17 protein-coding genes are annotated in these 18513 nt (G+C 52.7%); 11 read left to right on the forward strand and 6 right to left on the reverse strand.

Annotated elements, in window-relative coordinates; translation table 11 throughout:
• The first annotated feature begins 24 nt into the window (after window positions 1–24).
• From murC to mutT, 9 genes are all read left to right on the forward strand, one after another.
• Entirely contained in the window at window positions 25–1500 is a 1476-nt protein-coding gene (murC, locus tag F0Q32_RS11065) for a UDP-N-acetylmuramate--L-alanine ligase (RefSeq protein WP_149463107.1), read from the forward strand.
• Window positions 1493–2413 carry a D-alanine--D-alanine ligase gene (locus F0Q32_RS11070; protein ID WP_149463108.1) on the forward strand — a complete coding sequence of 307 codons (921 nt, stop codon included), beginning with the start codon at window positions 1493–1495 and terminating at the stop codon, window positions 2411–2413. Before murC ends, F0Q32_RS11070 begins: the two co-directional genes overlap by 8 nt.
• Before the next feature lies 1 nt (window position 2414).
• The gene (gene ftsQ, locus F0Q32_RS11075; protein WP_149463109.1) at window positions 2415–3248 is read left to right on the forward strand and encodes a cell division protein FtsQ; all 834 of its coding nucleotides are present in this window, start codon (window positions 2415–2417) and stop codon (window positions 3246–3248) included.
• The gene (ftsA, locus tag F0Q32_RS11080; protein WP_015965917.1) at window positions 3245–4507 is read left to right on the forward strand and encodes a cell division protein FtsA; all 1263 of its coding nucleotides are present in this window, start codon (window positions 3245–3247) and stop codon (window positions 4505–4507) included. Before ftsQ ends, ftsA begins: the two co-directional genes overlap by 4 nt.
• A 115-nt stretch (window positions 4508–4622) precedes the next feature.
• Window positions 4623–5774 carry a cell division protein FtsZ gene (gene ftsZ, locus F0Q32_RS11085; protein ID WP_015965916.1) on the forward strand — a complete coding sequence of 384 codons (1152 nt, stop codon included), beginning with the start codon at window positions 4623–4625 and terminating at the stop codon, window positions 5772–5774.
• A gap of 100 nt (window positions 5775–5874) precedes the next feature.
• On the forward strand, window positions 5875–6792 hold the full coding sequence (lpxC, locus tag F0Q32_RS11090; protein ID WP_015965915.1) for a UDP-3-O-acyl-N-acetylglucosamine deacetylase: 918 nt from the start codon (window positions 5875–5877) through the stop codon (window positions 6790–6792).
• A gap of 214 nt (window positions 6793–7006) precedes the next feature.
• Entirely contained in the window at window positions 7007–7519 is a 513-nt protein-coding gene (gene secM / locus F0Q32_RS11095) for a secA translation cis-regulator SecM (protein WP_149463110.1), read from the forward strand.
• A 60-nt stretch (window positions 7520–7579) separates the two neighbouring features.
• Window positions 7580–10285 carry a preprotein translocase subunit SecA gene (gene secA / locus F0Q32_RS11100; protein ID WP_149463111.1) on the forward strand — a complete coding sequence of 902 codons (2706 nt, stop codon included), beginning with the start codon at window positions 7580–7582 and terminating at the stop codon, window positions 10283–10285.
• A gap of 58 nt (window positions 10286–10343) precedes the next feature.
• Window positions 10344–10736 (forward strand): 8-oxo-dGTP diphosphatase MutT, encoded by a 393-nt coding sequence (gene mutT, locus F0Q32_RS11105; RefSeq protein ID WP_149463112.1) that lies wholly within the window; start codon window positions 10344–10346, stop codon window positions 10734–10736.
• Window positions 10737–10827: 91 nt separating this feature from the next.
• Here the strand turns inward: mutT and yacG are convergent, their stop codons facing one another.
• From yacG to coaE, 3 genes are read right to left on the reverse strand one after another with little or no spacing between them, the layout of a single operon-like run.
• Window positions 10828–11022: a DNA gyrase inhibitor YacG gene (yacG, locus tag F0Q32_RS11110; RefSeq protein ID WP_015965911.1), complete on the reverse strand. Its 195-nt coding sequence runs from the start codon at window positions 11020–11022 to the stop codon at window positions 10828–10830.
• 9 nt (window positions 11023–11031) lie between these two features.
• Window positions 11032–11775 (reverse strand): cell division protein ZapD, encoded by a 744-nt coding sequence (gene zapD / locus F0Q32_RS11115; RefSeq protein WP_149463113.1) that lies wholly within the window; start codon window positions 11773–11775, stop codon window positions 11032–11034.
• Window positions 11775–12395, reverse strand: coding sequence for a dephospho-CoA kinase (coaE, locus tag F0Q32_RS11120; protein ID WP_149463114.1), 621 nt, complete (start codon window positions 12393–12395; stop codon window positions 11775–11777). The genes zapD and coaE overlap by 1 nt, the downstream gene beginning before the upstream one ends.
• A gap of 228 nt (window positions 12396–12623) precedes the next feature.
• Between coaE and F0Q32_RS11125 the strand changes: the two genes are divergently transcribed.
• Entirely contained in the window at window positions 12624–13667 is a 1044-nt protein-coding gene (locus F0Q32_RS11125) for a GMP reductase (protein WP_149463115.1), read from the forward strand.
• Between the two features lie 31 nt (window positions 13668–13698).
• Here the strand turns inward: F0Q32_RS11125 and hofC are convergent, their stop codons facing one another.
• From hofC to ppdD, 3 genes are read right to left on the reverse strand one after another with little or no spacing between them, the layout of a single operon-like run.
• Window positions 13699–14901, reverse strand: a complete 1203-nt coding sequence (gene hofC / locus F0Q32_RS11130) for a protein transport protein HofC (RefSeq protein ID WP_149463116.1) — start codon at window positions 14899–14901, stop codon at window positions 13699–13701.
• Window positions 14891–16276, reverse strand: coding sequence for a type II secretion system protein GspE (gspE, locus tag F0Q32_RS11135; protein ID WP_149463117.1), 1386 nt, complete (start codon window positions 16274–16276; stop codon window positions 14891–14893). Before gspE ends, hofC begins: the two co-directional genes overlap by 11 nt.
• Before the next feature lie 13 nt (window positions 16277–16289).
• Entirely contained in the window at window positions 16290–16691 is a 402-nt protein-coding gene (ppdD, locus tag F0Q32_RS11140; RefSeq protein ID WP_149463118.1) for a prepilin peptidase-dependent pilin, read from the reverse strand.
• Between the two features lie 40 nt (window positions 16692–16731).
• Between ppdD and F0Q32_RS11145 the strand changes: the two genes are divergently transcribed.
• Window positions 16732–18294: a recombinase family protein gene (locus F0Q32_RS11145; RefSeq protein WP_149463119.1), complete on the forward strand. Its 1563-nt coding sequence runs from the start codon at window positions 16732–16734 to the stop codon at window positions 18292–18294.
• Window positions 18295–18513 lie beyond the last annotated feature (219 nt).

Below are 18513 nucleotides of genomic sequence, written 5' to 3' on the forward strand. Positions count from 1 at the left end.
TTAGAAGTCGATGGCGTTGAGAGAATGAATACACAACAACTGGCGAAACTGCGTTCCATTGTGCCCGAGATGCGTCGCGTCCGGCACATTCACTTTGTGGGTATCGGCGGTGCCGGTATGGGCGGTATCGCCGAAGTTCTGGCCAACGAAGGTTATCAGATCAGCGGTTCCGATTTGGCGCCGAACCCAGTGACGCAGCAATTGTCGCAACTCGGCGCCACTATCTATTTCAACCATCGCCCGGAAAACGTCCGCGATGCGAGCGTGGTTGTGGTATCGACGGCGATTGCCGCCGATAACCCGGAAATTGTTGCTGCACATGAAGCGCGTATCCCGGTGATCCGCCGCGCCGAAATGCTGGCTGAACTGATGCGTTTTCGTCACGGCATCGCCATCGCCGGGACACACGGTAAAACGACCACCACCGCGATGGTCTCCAGTATTTACGCGGAAGCCGGGCTGGACCCGACTTTCGTTAACGGCGGTCTGGTAAAAGCCGCAGGCGTGCATGCGCGTCTGGGCCACAGCCGTTACCTGATTGCGGAAGCGGATGAGAGCGATGCGTCGTTCCTGCATCTGCAGCCGATGGTGGCGATTGTCACCAACATTGAAGCCGACCACATGGATACCTACCAGGGCGACTTCGAGAATTTGAAGCAGACGTTTATCAACTTCCTGCACAACCTGCCGTTTTACGGTCGTGCAGTGATGTGTGTGGATGATCCGGTGATCCGCGAGCTGCTGCCGCGCGTAGGCCGGCAGACCACCACTTACGGTTTTAGCGATGATGCGGATGTGCGCGTTGAAGACTATCAGCAGGTGGGTCCGCAGGGGCACTTCACGCTGGTGCGTCAGGATAAAGAAAATCTGCACGTCACCCTGAATGCGCCTGGGCGTCATAATGCGCTGAACGCTGCCGCCGCCGTCGCGGTCGCCACGGAAGAGGGCATTGAAGACGATGCGATTCTGCGCGCGCTGGAAAGCTTCCAGGGCACAGGCCGCCGCTTCGATTTCCTTGGCGAATATCCGCTGGACGAGGTGAATGGCAAAGCGGGTACTGCGATGCTGGTTGATGACTATGGCCATCACCCAACGGAAGTGGACGCCACCATTAAAGCCGCACGCGCGGGCTGGCCGGATAAAAATCTGGTGATGGTGTTCCAGCCGCACCGTTATACCCGTACGCGCGACCTGTACGATGATTTTGCCAACGTGCTGACGCAGGTTGACGCGTTACTGATGCTGGATGTGTATCCGGCTGGCGAAGCACCGATTCCGGGCGCAGACAGCCGCTCGTTGTGCCGCACGATCCGCGGTCGCGGTAAAGTTGACCCGATTCTGGTCTCCGACCCGGCTCAGGTCGCTGAAATGCTGGCGCCGGTACTGACGGGTAACGACTTAGTACTGATTCAGGGTGCTGGAAATATCGGCAAAATCGCGCGTAACTTAGCTGAAATCAAACTCAAGCCGCAAACTCAGGAGGAAGAGCGTCATGGCTGATAAAATCGCTGTCCTTCTGGGGGGCACCTCCGCAGAGCGTGAGGTTTCGCTGAACTCCGGGGCCGCCGTGCTGGCTGGCCTGCGTGAGGCGGGTGTTGATGCGCATCCGGTCGACCCGAAAGAGGTCGATGTTACCCAGCTGAAAAATATGGGTTTTCAGAAAGCGTTTATTGCACTCCATGGTCGAGGCGGGGAAGATGGCACGTTACAGGGATTACTGGAACTGCTAAAACTGCCTTACACCGGTAGCGGCGTGATGGCATCGGCCATTTCGATGGATAAACTGCGCAGTAAATTGTTGTGGCAGGGCGCGGGTTTACCGGTCGCACCATGGGTGGCAATCACGCGTAAAGAGTTTGAATTAGGGCTGAATGACGAAGTGAAACAGCAGCTTACCGAACTTGGTTTGCCTCTCATCGTCAAGCCGAGCCGTGAAGGCTCAAGCGTTGGGATGTCAAAAGTTAACGAGAGTGGTGAATTGACCCAGGCGTTAACGCTGGCGTTTCAACATGATGAAGAAGTTCTGGTGGAGAAATGGCTCAGTGGCCCCGAATTCACCGTTGCGGTGCTTGGCGAAGAAATTTTACCGTCAATTCGCATCCAACCTGCCGGAACCTTCTATGATTATGATGCGAAGTATCTCTCTGATGAGACGAAGTATTTCTGTCCTGGTTGCGAAGATAACGCCCAGGAAGCAGCAATGCAGTCTCTGGTGTTAAAAGCATGGACTGTTCTTGGCTGTCGTGGCTGGGGTCGAATTGACGTGATGCAAGACCGTGATGGTCAGCTTTATCTGCTGGAGGCGAATACCTCTCCGGGGATGACCAGCCACAGTCTGGTGCCGATGGCGGCGCGTCAGGCGGGAATGAGCTTCTCGCAACTGGTAGTACGAATTCTGGACCTGGCGGGGTGATATGTCGCAGGCTGCGCTGAATACGCGGAACCGTGAAGAAGAAGAGTACAATTCTTCGCGGCGCAATAATGGAACGCGTCTTGCAGGAATTGTCTTCCTGCTGGCGGTGTTGTTGACCGTGTTGATTAGCGGCTGGGTCGTGCTGGGCTGGATGGAAGATGCGCAGCGTTTGCCTATCTCGAAACTGGTGGTCACCGGTGAGCGGCACTACACGCGCAACGACGACATCCGCCAGTCTATTCTGGCGCTCGGGTCGCCAGGAACCTTTATGACTCAGGACGTGAATATCGTTCAGGGGCAAATTGAACGCCTGCCGTGGATTAAACAGGCGAGCGTAAGAAAGCAGTGGCCAGACGAATTGAAGATTCATCTGGTTGAATATGTGCCGATTGCACGTTGGAATGATCAGCATATGGTGGATGCCGAAGGCAACTCCTTCAGCGTACCCGCCGATCGCGCCAACAAGCAGAGTTTGCCCATGTTGTACGGCCCTGAAGGCAGCGAAAGCGAAGTCTTGCAGGGATACCGCGACATGGGGGCCGTGCTGGCGAAAGGGAAGTTCACATTAAAAGTGGCGGCAATGACGGCGCGCCGTTCCTGGCAGTTGACGTTGGGCGATGGTATCAAGCTCAACCTGGGACGGGGTGACACCATGAAGCGGCTTGAGCGCTTTTTAGAACTGTATCCGGTTCTTCAGCAGCAGGCGCAAACAGAAGGTAATCGGATTAGCTACGTTGATTTGCGCTATGACTCAGGGGCGTCAGTAGGTTGGGAGCCTGCCCCTGTCGAAGAAACCAGTCAACAACAGAATCAGGCACAGGCAGAACAACAATGATCAAGGCGACGGACAGAAAACTGGTAGTTGGACTGGAGATTGGCACCGCGAAGGTCGCCGCTTTAGTAGGGGAAGTTCTGCCCGACGGCATGGTCAATATCATCGGCGTGGGCAGTTGCCCATCGCGAGGTATGGACAAAGGCGGGGTAAATGACCTCGAGTCGGTAGTGAAATGCGTACAGCGCGCTATCGACCAGGCTGAATTGATGGCGGATTGCCAGATCTCCTCTGTATATCTGGCGCTTTCCGGCAAACACATAAGCTGTCAAAATGAGATTGGCATGGTGCCTATCTCAGAAGAAGAAGTGACGCAGGAAGATGTCGAAAACGTGGTGCATACGGCGAAATCCGTTCGCGTCCGCGATGAGCACCGTGTTTTGCACGTGATTCCGCAGGAATACGCGATTGATTACCAGGAAGGCATCAAAAATCCGGTCGGCTTGTCTGGCGTGCGTATGCAGGCCAAGGTCCATCTGATTACCTGCCACAACGATATGGCGAAAAACATTGTTAAAGCCGTGGAACGTTGTGGCCTGAAAGTTGACCAACTGATATTTGCCGGTCTGGCTGCCAGTTATTCGGTCCTGACGGAAGATGAACGTGAGCTGGGTGTCTGCGTAGTGGATATCGGGGGTGGTACAATGGACATCGCCGTTTATACTGGCGGGGCGTTGCGTCACACCAAAGTCATCCCTTATGCGGGGAACGTGGTCACCAGCGATATCGCTTACGCCTTCGGTACGCCACCGAGCGATGCCGAAGCGATTAAAGTGCGCCATGGTTGTGCACTGGGCTCCATCGTGGGCAAAGATGAGAGCGTTGAAGTGCCGAGCGTGGGTGGGCGTCCGCCGCGCAGCCTGCAGCGCCAGACGTTGGCAGAAGTGATTGAGCCGCGCTATACCGAGTTGCTCAATCTGGTCAACGAAGAAATTTTGCAGTTACAGGAACAGCTTCGCCAGCAAGGGGTCAAACATCACCTCGCGGCGGGGATTGTACTCACCGGTGGCGCGGCGCAAATTGAAGGCCTGGCGGCCTGCGCCCAGCGCGTGTTCCATACGCAGGTACGTATTGGCGCGCCGCTGAACATCACTGGTTTGACGGATTACGCCCAGGAGCCGTATTACTCAACGGCTGTGGGCCTGCTGCACTACGGGAAAGAGTCCCACTTGAGTGGTGAAGCAGAAGTAGACAAGCGCGTAACCGCATCGGTTGGTTCATGGATTAAGCGATTGAACAGCTGGCTGCGAAAAGAGTTTTAATTTTTTTAAGAGAGCGCAGAAAATTAGCGCTTTCAGGCGACAGGCACATACACGATGTCTTTCCGGCTGTGGTAGAGCGGTCTGATTGAAAAAGTGTATAAAACGGAGAGAGACTATGTTTGAACCTATGGAACTGACCAACGACGCGGTGATTAAAGTCATCGGCGTCGGTGGCGGCGGCGGTAATGCCGTTGAGCACATGGTGCGCGAGCGCATCGAAGGTGTTGAATTTTTCGCAGTGAATACCGACGCTCAGGCGTTACGTAAAACTGCTGTTGGCCAGACTATCCAGATCGGTAGCGGTATTACCAAAGGTCTGGGTGCGGGTGCAAACCCGGAAGTGGGCCGTAACGCTGCTGATGAAGACCGCGAAGCACTGCGCGCTGCTTTAGATGGCGCAGACATGGTCTTTATCGCTGCAGGCATGGGTGGCGGCACCGGTACGGGTGCGGCGCCGGTTGTGGCTGAAGTGGCAAAAGATTTAGGTATTCTGACCGTTGCTGTCGTGACTAAGCCTTTCAACTTCGAAGGCAAAAAGCGTATGGCATTCGCGGAACAGGGTATCACTGAACTGTCCAAGCACGTGGACTCCCTGATCACCATCCCGAACGACAAGCTGCTGAAAGTGCTGGGTCGCGGTATCTCTCTGCTCGACGCTTTCGGCGCGGCAAACGACGTACTGAAGGGCGCGGTTCAGGGTATCGCCGAGCTGATTACTCGCCCGGGCCTGATGAACGTCGACTTTGCTGACGTGCGTACTGTGATGTCAGAAATGGGCTATGCCATGATGGGCTCTGGCCTGGCAAGCGGTGAAGACCGTGCTGAAGAAGCGGCTGAAATGGCGATCTCTTCTCCGCTTCTGGAAGATATCGATCTGTCTGGCGCTCGTGGCGTGCTGGTCAACATCACCGCTGGCTTTGACCTGCGTCTGGATGAGTTCGAAACTGTGGGTAACACCATCCGTGCATTTGCCTCGGATAACGCGACCGTGGTTATCGGTACTTCTCTCGACCCGGATATGAACGACGAACTGCGCGTGACTGTTGTTGCAACCGGTATCGGTATGGACAAACGTCCGGAAATTACCCTGGTGACAAACAAGCAGACTCAGCAGCCGGTTATGGATCGCTACCAGCAGCACGGTATGACGCCGCTAACGCAGGAGCAGAAACCAGCCGCTAAAGTGGTTAACGACAATACGCCGCAGACCACTAAGGAACCAGATTACCTGGATATCCCGGCGTTTTTACGTAAGCAGGCTGATTAAGAATTAGCTCAAAGTTGGGAATCCCCGCTCTTTGTGCTAAACTGGCCGTCCGAATGTATAGTACACTTCGGTTGGATAGTTAATTTGGCGAGATTATACGATGATCAAACAAAGGACACTTAAACGTATCGTTCAGGCGACTGGCGTCGGTTTACACACCGGCAAGAAAGTCACACTGACCTTACGCCCTGCGCCGGCCAATACCGGGGTCATCTATCGTCGCACCGACTTGAATCCACCGGTAGATTTTCCGGCCGATGCCAAATCTGTGCGTGATACAATGCTCTGTACTTGTCTGGTGAACGAGCATGACGTGCGGATTTCGACCGTAGAGCACCTCAACGCCGCATTGGCGGGGCTGGGTATCGACAACATCGTTGTTGAAGTCGATGCGCCAGAAATCCCAATTATGGACGGCAGTGCTGCACCGTTCGTTTATCTGCTGCTGGATGCCGGCATTGATGAACTGAACTGTGCGAAGAAATTTGTTCGCATCAAAGAGACCGTACGTGTCGAAGATGGCGACAAGTGGGCTGAATTCAAACCGTACAATGGTTTTTCGTTGGACTTTACCATCGACTTTAACCATCCGGCGATTGATGCCAGTACCCAGCGTTATGCAATGAACTTCTCTGCCGACGCATTTATGCGCCAGATTAGTCGTGCACGTACCTTCGGTTTCATGCGTGATATCGAATATCTGCAGTCCCGTGGCCTGTGCCTGGGCGGCAGCTTCGATTGTGCCATCGTTGTTGACGATTATCGCGTACTGAACGAAGACGGTCTGCGTTTTGAAGATGAATTCGTTCGTCACAAAATGCTGGATGCGATCGGTGACTTGTTCATGTGTGGTCACAACATTATTGGTGCATTTACCGCGTTTAAATCCGGTCATGCACTGAATAACAAACTTCTGCAGGCGGTCCTGGCAAAACAGGAAGCCTGGGAATATGTGACCTTCGAAGACGACGCCGAACTGCCGCTGGCGTTCAAAGCACCGACAATGGTTCTGGCATAAGCCTGACCATTTCATAAATTCGACTGGCAACCTGGCACTCTCTCCGGTCAGGGAACCAGTCGTTTTTTATTTCCCCTCGAAAATTCCTGTTTTTGTGCAAATGCTTTTTTCTTGCGCACTTTTCAGCGACGATCCCTTCATTGATGCTGTCGACATCCAGCAATAATGGTAATATCTGTGCGCGAAAAATAATAATCTCTGGGGTAGACATTACGTGAGTGGGTTACTGACGCGTTGGCGACAGTTAGGTAGACGCTATTTCTGGCCGCATCTCCTGTTGGGGATGGTTGCTGCCAGTTTCGGCCTGCCTGCGCTCGCAAATAACGCCGAGCCTGCTTCGCCTGCCCGCGAGACGTCCAGTAACCATAACCCTGCCACGAAAGTCAATTTCACGCAGCTGGCCCTGCTGGAAGCGAATCGTCGCCCATCGTTTAGCGTGGATTACTGGCATCAGCATGCCATCCGCACGGTGATTCGCCACCTCTCATTTGCCATGGCGCCACAAGCGCTGCCCGTTGCTGAAGCGACGGCCACCACGCCATTGCAGGCCGCCCAGCACCTTGCTTTGCTGGACACACTTAATGCGTTACTCACGGTTGAAAGCAAGCCGCCGGCCATTGTGCGCCAGGCAGCCGTTGTCCCGTCGGTCGCACCTTCCGTATTTAGCATCCCTGCGTGGGTGAGCCAGGTTCAGGGCATTCGCGCCGGGCCGCAGCGCCTCGTCTGAAAATAGTCGTCTTTCTTTTATTTTCCTGACTCCGCAAAGCGGGGCGTTTGAGATTTTATTATGCTAATCAATTTATTAACGAAAGTATTTGGTAGTCGTAACGACCGTACCCTGCGCCGTATGCGCAAAGCTGTTACCGTCATTAACGCGATGGAACCGGAGATGGAAAAACTCTCCGACGACGAGCTGAAAGGCAAAACCGCGGAGTTCCGCGCTCGCCTGGAAAAAGGCGCCAGCCTGGAAAGCCTGCTCCCGGAAGCGTTCGCGGTGGTCCGTGAGGCCAGCAAACGCGTCTTTGGCATGCGTCACTTCGACGTGCAGCTGCTCGGCGGTATGGTGCTTAACGATCGTTGCATCGCGGAAATGCGTACCGGTGAAGGTAAAACTCTGACCGCAACTCTGCCGGCGTATCTGAATGCGCTGACCGGAAAAGGCGTTCACGTAGTGACCGTCAACGACTATCTGGCGCAACGTGACGCCGAAAACAACCGTCCGCTGTTCGAATTCCTCGGCATGACCGTGGGGATCAACATGTCTGGCCTGCCGGCTCCGGCAAAACGCGAGGCATATGCGGCAGATATCACCTACGGCACCAACAACGAATACGGCTTTGACTACCTGCGTGACAACATGGCATTCAGCCCTGAAGAGCGCGTACAGCGTAAACTGCACTATGCGCTGGTGGATGAGGTCGACTCCATTCTTATCGATGAAGCCCGTACTCCGCTTATCATTTCCGGCCCGGCTGAAGACAGCTCGGAAATGTATAAGAAAATGAACAAAATTATTCCGCATCTGGTGCGTCAGGAGAAAGAAGACTCCGACACTTTCCAGGGCGAAGGCCACTTCTCTGTTGATGAGAAAGCTCGTCAGGTCAACCTGACAGAACGCGGCCTGGTTCTGATTGAAGAGTTGCTGGTTAAAGAAGGCATCATGGAAGAAGGTGAGTCGCTGTATTCACCAGGCAACATCATGATGATGCACCACGTTACCGCTGCTCTGCGTGCGCACGTGCTGTTCACCCGCGACGTTGATTACATCGTGAAAGATGGCGAAGTCATCATCGTCGATGAACATACGGGCCGTACCATGCAGGGGCGCCGCTGGTCCGATGGTCTGCACCAGGCCGTGGAAGCCAAAGAAGGCGTGGAAATCCAGAACGAGAACCAGACGCTGGCTTCCATCACCTTCCAGAACTACTTCCGTCTGTACGAAAAACTGGCCGGTATGACTGGTACCGCAGACACCGAAGCCTTCGAATTCAGCTCCATCTACAAGCTTGATACCGTGGTAGTACCGACCAACCGTCCGATGATCCGTAAAGACATGCCGGACCTGGTTTACATGACTGAAGCGGAAAAAATTCAGGCTATCATTGGCGATATTAAAGAGCGTACTGCCAATGGCCAGCCGGTGCTGGTAGGTACTATCTCCATCGAGAAATCTGAAGTGGTTTCTAACGAGCTGGTAAAAGCGGGCATCAAGCATAACGTTCTGAACGCCAAATTCCACGCCAACGAAGCGGCGATTGTTGCACAGGCGGGTTATCCGGCAGCGGTAACCATCGCCACCAACATGGCCGGCCGTGGTACCGATATTATGCTTGGTGGTAGCTGGCAGGCAGAAGTTGCCGCGCTTGAAAACCCAACTGAAGAGCAAATTGCGCAGATCAAAGCTGACTGGCAGGTACGTCACGACGCAGTACTGGCGGCAGGCGGGCTGCATATCATCGGTACCGAACGACACGAATCTCGCCGTATCGATAACCAGCTGCGTGGCCGTTCTGGTCGTCAGGGTGATGCCGGTTCTTCCCGTTTCTACCTGTCGATGGAAGATGCGCTGATGCGTATTTTTGCCTCTGACCGCGTTTCCGGCATGATGCGTAAACTGGGTATGAAAGAAGGCGAAGCCATTGAACACCCGTGGGTGACCAAAGCGATTGCCAACGCACAGCGTAAAGTGGAAAGCCGCAACTTCGATATTCGTAAGCAATTGCTGGAATACGATGACGTTGCCAACGACCAGCGTCGCGCTATTTACACCCAGCGTAACGAACTGCTGGATGTGAGCGACGTAAGCGAAACCATCAACAGCATTCGTGAAGATGTCTTTAAAGCGACCATTGATGCGCACATTCCGCCGCAGTCGCTGGAAGAGATGTGGGACGTGCCTGGGTTGCAGGAACGTCTGAAAAACGACTTCGACCTTGAACTGCCGATCTCCGAATGGCTGGACAAAGAGCCGGAACTGCATGAAGAAACTCTGCGCGAGCGTATTCTGCAGAGCGCAATTGAAGTCTACCAGCGTAAAGAAGAAGTGGTTGGTGCTGAGATGATGCGCCACTTCGAAAAAGGCGTGATGCTGCAAACCCTCGACTCTCTGTGGAAAGAACACCTGGCGGCGATGGACTATCTGCGTCAGGGTATCCATCTGCGTGGCTATGCGCAGAAGGATCCGAAGCAGGAGTACAAACGCGAATCCTTCTCTATGTTCGCGGCGATGCTGGAATCACTGAAATATGAAGTGATCAGCACCCTGAGCAAAGTACAGGTTCGCATGCCGGAAGAAGTGGAAGAGATGGAACAGCAGCGTCGTGAAGAGGCCGAGCGCCTGGCACAGATGCAGCAGCTTAGCCACCAGGACGAAAATACTGCTGCCGCGCAGGAACTGGCAGCGCAAACGGGCGAGCGTAAAATCGGCCGTAACGATCCGTGCCCATGTGGTTCCGGTAAAAAATACAAACAGTGCCATGGCCGTCTGAGCTAAGGTCTGATAAAAGAGCAAAAGGCGCAGATCTCTGCGCCTTTTTTTTGGATGAGACATTATGAAAATACTGCAAATCGCCGTCGGCATTATTCGCAACGACGCGGGGGAGATTTACATTACCCAACGCGCCGCTGATGCTCACATGGCAAATAAATGGGAATTTCCGGGCGGTAAAATCGAAGCGGGTGAAACAGCTGAAGAGGCGATGATCCGCGAGCTTGAGGAAGAAGTTGGCATTACCGCCAGTGAGCCGCAGCTTTTTGATAAGCTGGAGTATGAATTTCCCGATCGCCATATCACGCTGTGGTTCTGGCTGGTGGAAAACTGGCAGGGTGAGCCGTGGGGAAAAGAGGGGCAACCGGGACGATGGGTTGCACAGCATGCGTTAGTTGCCGAAGAATTTCCGCCAGCGAATGCACCGGTTATCGAAAAATTAGTGCAAACCCCGTAGGCCTGATAAGCGAAGCGTATCAGGCATTGTGCGCGTTAAGTGTCGGATGCGGCGCAAGCGCCTTATCCGACCTACAGTTAAGCGCGCAGATTTACTGCGGGGTTTCACTCCAGTCGTCGCTATCGGATAAATCTCCCGCGCTCGGAATGCGCTTCTCTTCTGCCGCCCATTCCCCTAAATCAATCAACTGGCAGCGTTTAGAGCAAAACGGACGGTACGGGCTTTGTTCGCCCCAGACGACCGGCTTCTGGCAGGTGGGGCAGTTCACGATAGTTTCTTCAGACATAGTGTCTCCTTAGCAACAAGCCAGTTCGAAATCCAGACGTTCAGGAATGACGCCATTCTCGCTGTCCAGCGGCACAAAGCGGATGGCAAAGCGGCTTTTATGCCCGGAAATTTGCGGGTAAAGCTGCGAGGAGAGATCCAACTGTAAGCGCAGCAGATCGGCATCTTCGCCGTTATCCTGGTAGAAACCGTTCAGGCTGGTCTGCTTGCGGAAAGGCGCGGAGTTACGAATCAAATCGAGGATCAGATCCAGCGCCTGATTCAGCGGCTCGAGGCTGGCAAGCCAGATTTCTACCTGCGCATCGCGCTGCTGTTGTGGCGCATGCAACCACATATGCAGCGTCGGCAGATCGAAACTGCAACAGCCGCCGGGAATACTTAAACGCTGACGCACAAGGGCAATCAGGCGATCTTCGCGCAGAAACTGACCGATGCGTGGCGCGGCCATCAGAATGCTGCCGCTGTTTTTCAGTTGCTGACGCACCGCGTCAATGCGACCCTGGTCAACGCCTGGCACTTCATTCCAGGCCTGCAATTTACGTTGTTGCCGTTCCAGCTCTTTGAGCATCTCAGTGCGAACATCGCCACGTTCAAACACATCGAGTAAATCCCCTAAATTACGAAAAAAGTGTAATGCGCTGGCGTGATCCGTGATGGGGAGCTGGGTGCGAAGCTGCTGGTTCAGAAATTCAATACGCAGCCAGGTACGCATTTTTTCGTTCAGGGGGTGCTCAAAAAGGATGTGGGTGTGCATTAAGGTTTTTCCTGTGATACAGCCTGCGCCGCGAGCTCAAGATAGCGTGCGTGAAGGCGGGCAACATCCGAAGTAATCGCTTCTGGTGTGCCGTTGTTATCAATGACGTCATCAGCCACCGCAAGCCGCTGTTCGCGCGTCGCCTGGGCGGCAAGTATGTGCTCAGCATGCTCTCGCGACACGCGGTCGCGCTGCATGGTACGAAGAATTTGCATATCGCGTGTAACATCCACCACCAGCACGCGATCGGCGCGAGAGGCGAGATTATTTTCCACCAGCAGGGGGACCACCCACAGAACGTACGGCGAAGTGGCCTGCCGCATTTGTTGCTGGGTTTCGCGCTGAATAAGCGGGTGAAGCAAGGCGTTAAGCCAGGCTTTTTCATCAGGGTTTGCGAAAATGCGTTCGCGTAACACGCGGCGATTAAGAGCGCCATCCGGCGTCAGGATTTGAGGGCCAAAGTGTTCCACAATAGCATGTAAAGCCGGGGTTCCCGGTTCGACAACCTGACGGGCGAGGATATCGGCATCAATAACGTTAATTCCCAGGTGAGAAAATGCATCAGCGACGGTACTTTTGCCACTGCCAATGCCACCCGTTAACGCTACGGTATATGCCATTCCTGTGAATCCTGATAAGAATTGATTAGATAAATCAATTCGTTAAAAACAAAACACTTCAGCGCCTGTTTGCGTGCGCTCATGTTCACCGAACTAATGGTAAATTTATAGGATTGTAGCGTAAAAAAAGTGAAAATCGCAGTCTTGCGAAGCCCTGATTAGTGCGTATGATAACGTTACTGGAGTTGTGCTCTTATAATTAATGCCATTAACCCCAGGAATCCGCACATGCGTATCGAAGAAGATCTGAAGTTAGGTTTCAAAGACGTTCTTATCCGCCCTAAACGCTCTACTCTTAAAAGCCGTTCCGATGTTGAACTGGAACGCGAATTCACCTTTAAACATTCTGACCAACGCTGGTCCGGTGTGCCGGTTATCGCCGCGAATATGGATTCCGTGGGGACCTTCGCAATGGCAAAAGCGCTGGCGTCTTTCGATATTCTGACAGCAGTGCATAAACACTATACCGTTGAAGACTGGAAAGTTTTCGCTCAGAACGAATCTGAAGAGGTTCTGAAACACGTGATGGTGTCGACTGGCACCTCTGACGCCGATTTCGAGAAAACCAAACAGATTCTGGCGCTGCACCCGATGCTGAACTTCGTGTGCATCGACGTCGCAAACGGCTACTCTGAGCACTTCGTTCAGTTCGTGGCGAAAGCACGTCAGGCCTGGCCGACCAAAACTATCTGCGCGGGTAACGTGGTAACCGGCGAGATGTGCGAAGAGCTGATTCTGTCCGGTGCGGATATCGTAAAAGTGGGCATTGGCCCGGGTTCCGTTTGCACCACGCGTGTAAAAACCGGTGTCGGTTATCCGCAGCTTTCCGCTGTGATTGAGTGTGCTGATGCCGCACACGGCCTGGGCGGTCAAATCGTCAGCGATGGCGGTTGTACGGTTCCTGGCGACGTGGCGAAAGCCTTTGGCGGCGGCGCAGACTTCGTGATGCTCGGTGGTATGCTGGCTGGCCACGAAGAGAGCGGCGGCACTGTGGTTGAAGAGAACGGTGAAAAATTCATGCTCTTTTACGGCATGAGCTCTGAATCTGCGATGAATCGTCACGTTGGCGGCGTTGCTCAGTATCGCGCAGCAGAAGGGAAAACCGTTAAGCTGCCGCTACGTGGCCCGGTAGATAACACCGCGCGCGACATCCTTGGCGGCCTGCGTTCAGCGTGCACCTACGTCGGTGCTTCTCGCCTGAAAGAACTGACCAAACGCACCACCTTTATCCGCGTGCAGGAACAAGAGAACCGCGTGTTCAACAGCCTGTAATGTTTCGCGCTGGCGCTTCCTGCGCCAGCGCTTATCCCGCTCCGCTAATTGCATCCCCCAAATGAAATATCGGCAGATACATCGCGACAACCAGCGTGCCGATGATGACGCCTGTCACCACCAGTAACATGGGTTCCAGCAGTGATGTCAGATTTTCCGCCAACTGGTGCGTCTTCTCACTGTGGTAGCCCGCCAGATTTTGCAACATCTGGTCCAGCGCGCCGGACGCTTCCCCGGTTCGTACCAGTTGAATACACAGCGGCGTGAAAACCTGGCCATTTCCCATCGCCTGCCAGATGGGGCTTCCCTGCGAAATGTCATGATGAAGCCTGCTAATGACTTCCCGCCAGAACGGCTGAGCGACGGTTTCCTCGACGGTTTCCAGCCCCTGCAGGAAGGCGATGCCTGCGCTTTGCGTCAGTGAAAGCACGGTAAAAATGTGGCTCAGCATTTGCCCGCGAACAAGAGTGCCCATCACCGGCAGTGACAGTGCTACCCGAGCCTGAAGCCGCTGCCAGCGCGGATTTTTTTTCAGCAATATTCCGGGAAGAACAGGTAGCGTCAGGAACAGCGCAATCAGCCCGTAATGCAATTTCACGGCATCCGCCATGTTCATCACGACCTGCGTGAGCAGGGGCAGCGGCGTATTAAAGGTGCGGTAAATTGCCGTGAATTCGGGCAGCACAAAACCCAGCATCGCCACTACCACCGCGATAGCCAGCAGCAAAATGATGCACGGATAGCGCAGCGCTTTTTTCACTTTCTGCATCATAGCCTGCTGCGCTTTTTGCTGTTGTGCCAGTGCGCGGCAGCAGATATCCAGCTTGCCCGTTACCTCCCCGGTGCGAATCATCGCCAGATAGAGCGGTGGAAAGGCTTCCGGCCACTGTCGCAACGAGTCGGAAAGCGAAACGCCTTCCGCCAGCCGTTGAGAGAGCGTGGCGAGCAGCGCCTGCCACTGTGGAACAGGATGCTGGCTAGCCAGCATCTCCAGCCCATCCGAGAGCGTGAGCCCGGCATGCAGCAGTGTCGCCAACTGTTCGATAATTTCGCAGCGCCAGTTTGAATGCCAGTAGGCGGCCCTGACGGTACAGCGGCGTAGCGACAGGGCGGTGATGCCCTGCTGCTGCAAGGACATCAGCGCTTCCGGACGATTAAGTGCCCATAGCGTGCCGTGCCGTTCTTCGGCGTGAAGCGTCAGGCCGCGCCAGCGCCAGAGTTGATTAGTCGCCATGCGCAAGCCCCATCACGCGCAGTAACTCTTCCTGCGTGGTAAGCCCGCGCTCGACGGCCATACAGCCGTTCTCGAACAGGGTTGTCATTCCCGCCAGACGCGCTTTCTGTAGCAGTTCTTCGGTCCCGCGACCGGCGGCAATGGCGTGGCGGAGATCGTTGTTAAGCGGCAGGATCTCGAAGATCGCCGCGCGACCAAGATAGCCGTGATAGCAATGCTGACAGCCGGCTGCCTGCCAGTGTGGCAATGCACGGGGCCAGAGCGCGTGCGGCAGTGGCGCTTCCATGCCGTTTTTCTCCCGGCAGTGCGGACACAGCTTACGCACAAGCCGCTGGGCGACGACAAGCTGGAGCGCCGATGAGATCATCCAGCGCGCCACGCCCATTTGTTCCAGGCGCACCAGCGTTTCAACGGTTGAGTTGGTGTGCAGCGTAGAGAGCACCAGGTGTCCGGTTTGCGCAGCTTTGATGGCAATTTCTGCTGTTTCGCCATCGCGAATCTCACCAACCATCACAATATCCGGGTCCTGCCGCAGCAGGGCGCGCAGAACGCTCTGAAACGTCAATCCGGCGCGCGGGTTGATTTGCGTTTGATTCAGCCCTTCGATGGGAATTTCAATCGGGTCTTCCACGCTGCAAATATTAACGTCGCTGTGATTACGGCGTTGCAGGGCGCTATACAGCGTTACGGTTTTACCGCTGCCCGTCGGCCCGGTCACAAGGATCAGCCCCTGAGGTTGATTGAGCGCATCGCCAAACAGCGCCAGTTGATCGTCGTTCATGCCGAGTTGAGTGATATCCAGCGCCTGTTCAACGTTATGCAGCAGACGCAGAACTACCTTTTCACCGTAACGACACGGCAGCGTCGCGATACGAAAAGAGACGGACTGGCCGGCGATCTCCACGGTAAATTGACCATCCTGCGGTATGCGACGTTCGGCAATATCGAGATTGCCCAGTACCTTTAAACGTGCGGTGAGCGTCGCCGCCAGCGAAAGCGGTAGCGTAGAAAAAACATGCAGTACGCCGTCAACGCGTAGCCTGAGACGCAGGTGATGCGCATCGGGTTCAAAATGGATATCTGATGCCCGCTGTAGCAACGCCTGCTCCAGCGAGCGGTTCAGCAGATCAACCGCGCTGCGAGAGTCGTCATTGGCGGCGGGTTGGCTGGCGGTTGCCGTGAGCTGTAGATGTTCATCCATCCTCTCCTGGCTCCAGCACTCGATATCAACGCGTTTTTGTGTTGCAAAACGCAGCGCATCCATCAGTTCATCCGACGGCGCGCCGACAACGGCGATGCTTAACACGCTCTGATCGTTGCCAAGCAACAGGGCGTGATGTTTTTTGCACAGTGCAAGTAGCTGTTCCTGATTCATCACGGCCTCCGGGTTACTGCGCATCGAAGCGGAAGACATCTTCACAGGCTTGTTGCAGGGCGCTGTCACTCTGGATGTCGCAAACGCGCGTCCAGCCGGTCACGCCGTTGGCGTTATCCCAGCCCGGCGTCATGGTGACCGACAGGCCGTTCAAACTCTCCTGGCCGGTGAGCACGACCACACCTTTGGCGATACTCATGCCAGAGACATAACGCGTGGTGGTGGGCGAGGGAATGCCGTTGCCGCCGCCATCGCAGCTGTTCAGCCCGCCGTGGTCGAGGGCGCACAATTCAATGGCCGTTCGATAGGGGACGAAGGTTTGCAACATGTCGGTGAGCGCGGCTTTGCGCAAGTAGTTTTGATACGCTGGGATTCCAATGGCGCTTAAGATGGCGATGATGCCGATTACGACCATGATATACTGCTTATTACTGTTGTGATCTTAGGAAAATTAAATGAAAAAAGCGGTGTATTGCTATGCTCGCGTCAGTTCGAGAGGACAAGCTAAAGATGGCTATGGTATGTCGAGACAGCAAGAAATGCTGCGAGATTACGTTGCTGCATACGATGATTCTCAACATAACCGTGGCTATGAGTTGGGGAACATAAGTTGGTTGTATGCTGAAGGTGTGTCTGCGTATAGCGGAAAAAATATCGAAGATGGTTCTGTACTGAAAACCTTTATAGATGATGTGTTACAGAAGAAGATCACTAATTCCGTATTAGTCATTGAAAACCTTGACCGTTTTAGTAGAGCCGCACCGAACCGAGCAGCAGGGTTGTTCTTGAGTCTGATTAATGCAGGATGCGATATCCATGAGGTGGAAACAGAAATGATACATCACCAATATAGTGATCTGAATATTATTTCAGGCGGCTTACAGCGAGCACATAATGAAAGTAAACGCAAAGCTCGTTTAAGTATTAAAAATTGGGATGAAAGAATAAAAAACACCATCGACGGAACGTCTGTTTTAACTCATCGCGTGCCATCCTGGATTGAAGTAAAAAACAACAAATATGTATTAAAAAAAGGTGAGTCAGAAAAGTACAATCTTATTTTTAAAATGTATGCTGACGGGTTTGGGCCTGCAGCAATCCGTGATGAGCTAAAAAAGAGAGGAATGCAGATAAATGAAAGAGAACCAACAATCAATCATTTAATGAAAATAATTAAAGATCAGAGGCTTATAGGTAGGTTTAATTCTACAGGGCGTAAAATTTTAGATGGTATGTCTATCTACCCTGTCGTTGTTGAACCAGAATTATTTGAAGCGGTTAATGATTTAAGAAAGCAAAGAAACCCATTAGGGAAGATAAATGTAAAGGCAAATAATTTATTTGCAGGTTTATGCATATGTATGAATTGTGGAAGATATGTGCAAGTTAACAGTGTTGATAAAAAAGGTGATACATATTTTCGATGTGGCGGAAGCCTTGTAAAAATAGATAAATGTAAAGAGAGAGGTTTTAAGTACAAGATTGTAGAGAATGCGTTACTAGAACATCTCAGGAATTTTGACTTCTCTATGCTGAGAAGTGATGATAATGACATACAGGTTAAAATAAACTATCTTTCAATGGAGTTAGTTTCTAATGAAAAATACAGCAATGAAATTCTAGCTGATCTTGAAAAAGAAGACATACCTGACCCTAATGATAGGCGTATACTGAAAAACATTCAACGTCGTATTAGTGAGATCCGAAATGAAATTACTATACTGAAACAATCAAATATTGGCTACGAAACTTTTAATGATCTAAAAGATTCATATACTGATGATTTGCTAGACCCAAAAAATACAAAGTTAAGGCTTGATTTTAATGTAAAGGTTAAGCGTGTTATTAAAAATATAAAAATGAAGCGTTATGATAATACTATCATGCTGGTTGTGAGTTATGTCGGCGTTAATGAGAAACAGGCTATGGTAATTAATAGTAAGACAGGAGAGGTTGTTTTTATGGCAGTGCAAAATGATGATCTAAAATCAATTGAGTACTTAATCAATAATGATTAAACTATTATTAGTGAAATAAAATTTACTTATATGGTATAATGTTGTAGGAAATACATTGTCGTATTATAAAATAAATGAAACGAATTAAAATAATGTGGTATAATATAGATGTAAAACTCTGCTTGATAGTACTGAAGTACTAATGGTTAAAAACCTGATCCTATCGAAAATGTAGATGGCAGTTGAGAAGTTCAAGCAGTTCGATGTGCAAATGAGACC

The sequence above is a fragment of the Pseudocitrobacter sp. 73 genome, assembly GCF_008369545.1.
GTDB lineage: Bacteria > Pseudomonadota > Gammaproteobacteria > Enterobacterales > Enterobacteriaceae > Pseudocitrobacter > Pseudocitrobacter vendiensis.

What these genes read in the sequence shown, in the direction of transcription:
- murC (WP_149463107.1), top strand. Translation starts at nt 25, where the DNA reads ATGAATACACAACAACTGGCGAAACTGCGTTCCATTGTGCCCGAGATG.
- F0Q32_RS11070 (WP_149463108.1), top strand. Translation starts at nt 1,493, where the DNA reads ATGGCTGATAAAATCGCTGTCCTTCTGGGGGGCACCTCCGCAGAGCGT.
- ftsQ (WP_149463109.1), top strand. Translation starts at nt 2,415, where the DNA reads ATGTCGCAGGCTGCGCTGAATACGCGGAACCGTGAAGAAGAAGAGTAC.
- ftsA (WP_015965917.1), top strand. Translation starts at nt 3,245, where the DNA reads ATGATCAAGGCGACGGACAGAAAACTGGTAGTTGGACTGGAGATTGGC.
- ftsZ (WP_015965916.1), top strand. Translation starts at nt 4,623, where the DNA reads ATGTTTGAACCTATGGAACTGACCAACGACGCGGTGATTAAAGTCATC.
- lpxC (WP_015965915.1), top strand. Translation starts at nt 5,875, where the DNA reads ATGATCAAACAAAGGACACTTAAACGTATCGTTCAGGCGACTGGCGTC.
- secA (WP_149463111.1), top strand. Translation starts at nt 7,580, where the DNA reads ATGCTAATCAATTTATTAACGAAAGTATTTGGTAGTCGTAACGACCGT.
- mutT (WP_149463112.1), top strand. Translation starts at nt 10,344, where the DNA reads ATGAAAATACTGCAAATCGCCGTCGGCATTATTCGCAACGACGCGGGG.
- yacG (WP_015965911.1), bottom strand. Translation starts at nt 11,022, where the DNA reads ATGTCTGAAGAAACTATCGTGAACTGCCCCACCTGCCAGAAGCCGGTC.
- zapD (WP_149463113.1), bottom strand. Translation starts at nt 11,775, where the DNA reads ATGCACACCCACATCCTTTTTGAGCACCCCCTGAACGAAAAAATGCGT.
- coaE (WP_149463114.1), bottom strand. Translation starts at nt 12,395, where the DNA reads ATGGCATATACCGTAGCGTTAACGGGTGGCATTGGCAGTGGCAAAAGT.
- F0Q32_RS11125 (WP_149463115.1), top strand. Translation starts at nt 12,624, where the DNA reads ATGCGTATCGAAGAAGATCTGAAGTTAGGTTTCAAAGACGTTCTTATC.
- hofC (WP_149463116.1), bottom strand. Translation starts at nt 14,901, where the DNA reads ATGGCGACTAATCAACTCTGGCGCTGGCGCGGCCTGACGCTTCACGCC.
- gspE (WP_149463117.1), bottom strand. Translation starts at nt 16,276, where the DNA reads ATGAATCAGGAACAGCTACTTGCACTGTGCAAAAAACATCACGCCCTG.
- ppdD (WP_149463118.1), bottom strand. Translation starts at nt 16,691, where the DNA reads ATGGTCGTAATCGGCATCATCGCCATCTTAAGCGCCATTGGAATCCCA.
- F0Q32_RS11145 (WP_149463119.1), top strand. Translation starts at nt 16,732, where the DNA reads ATGAAAAAAGCGGTGTATTGCTATGCTCGCGTCAGTTCGAGAGGACAA.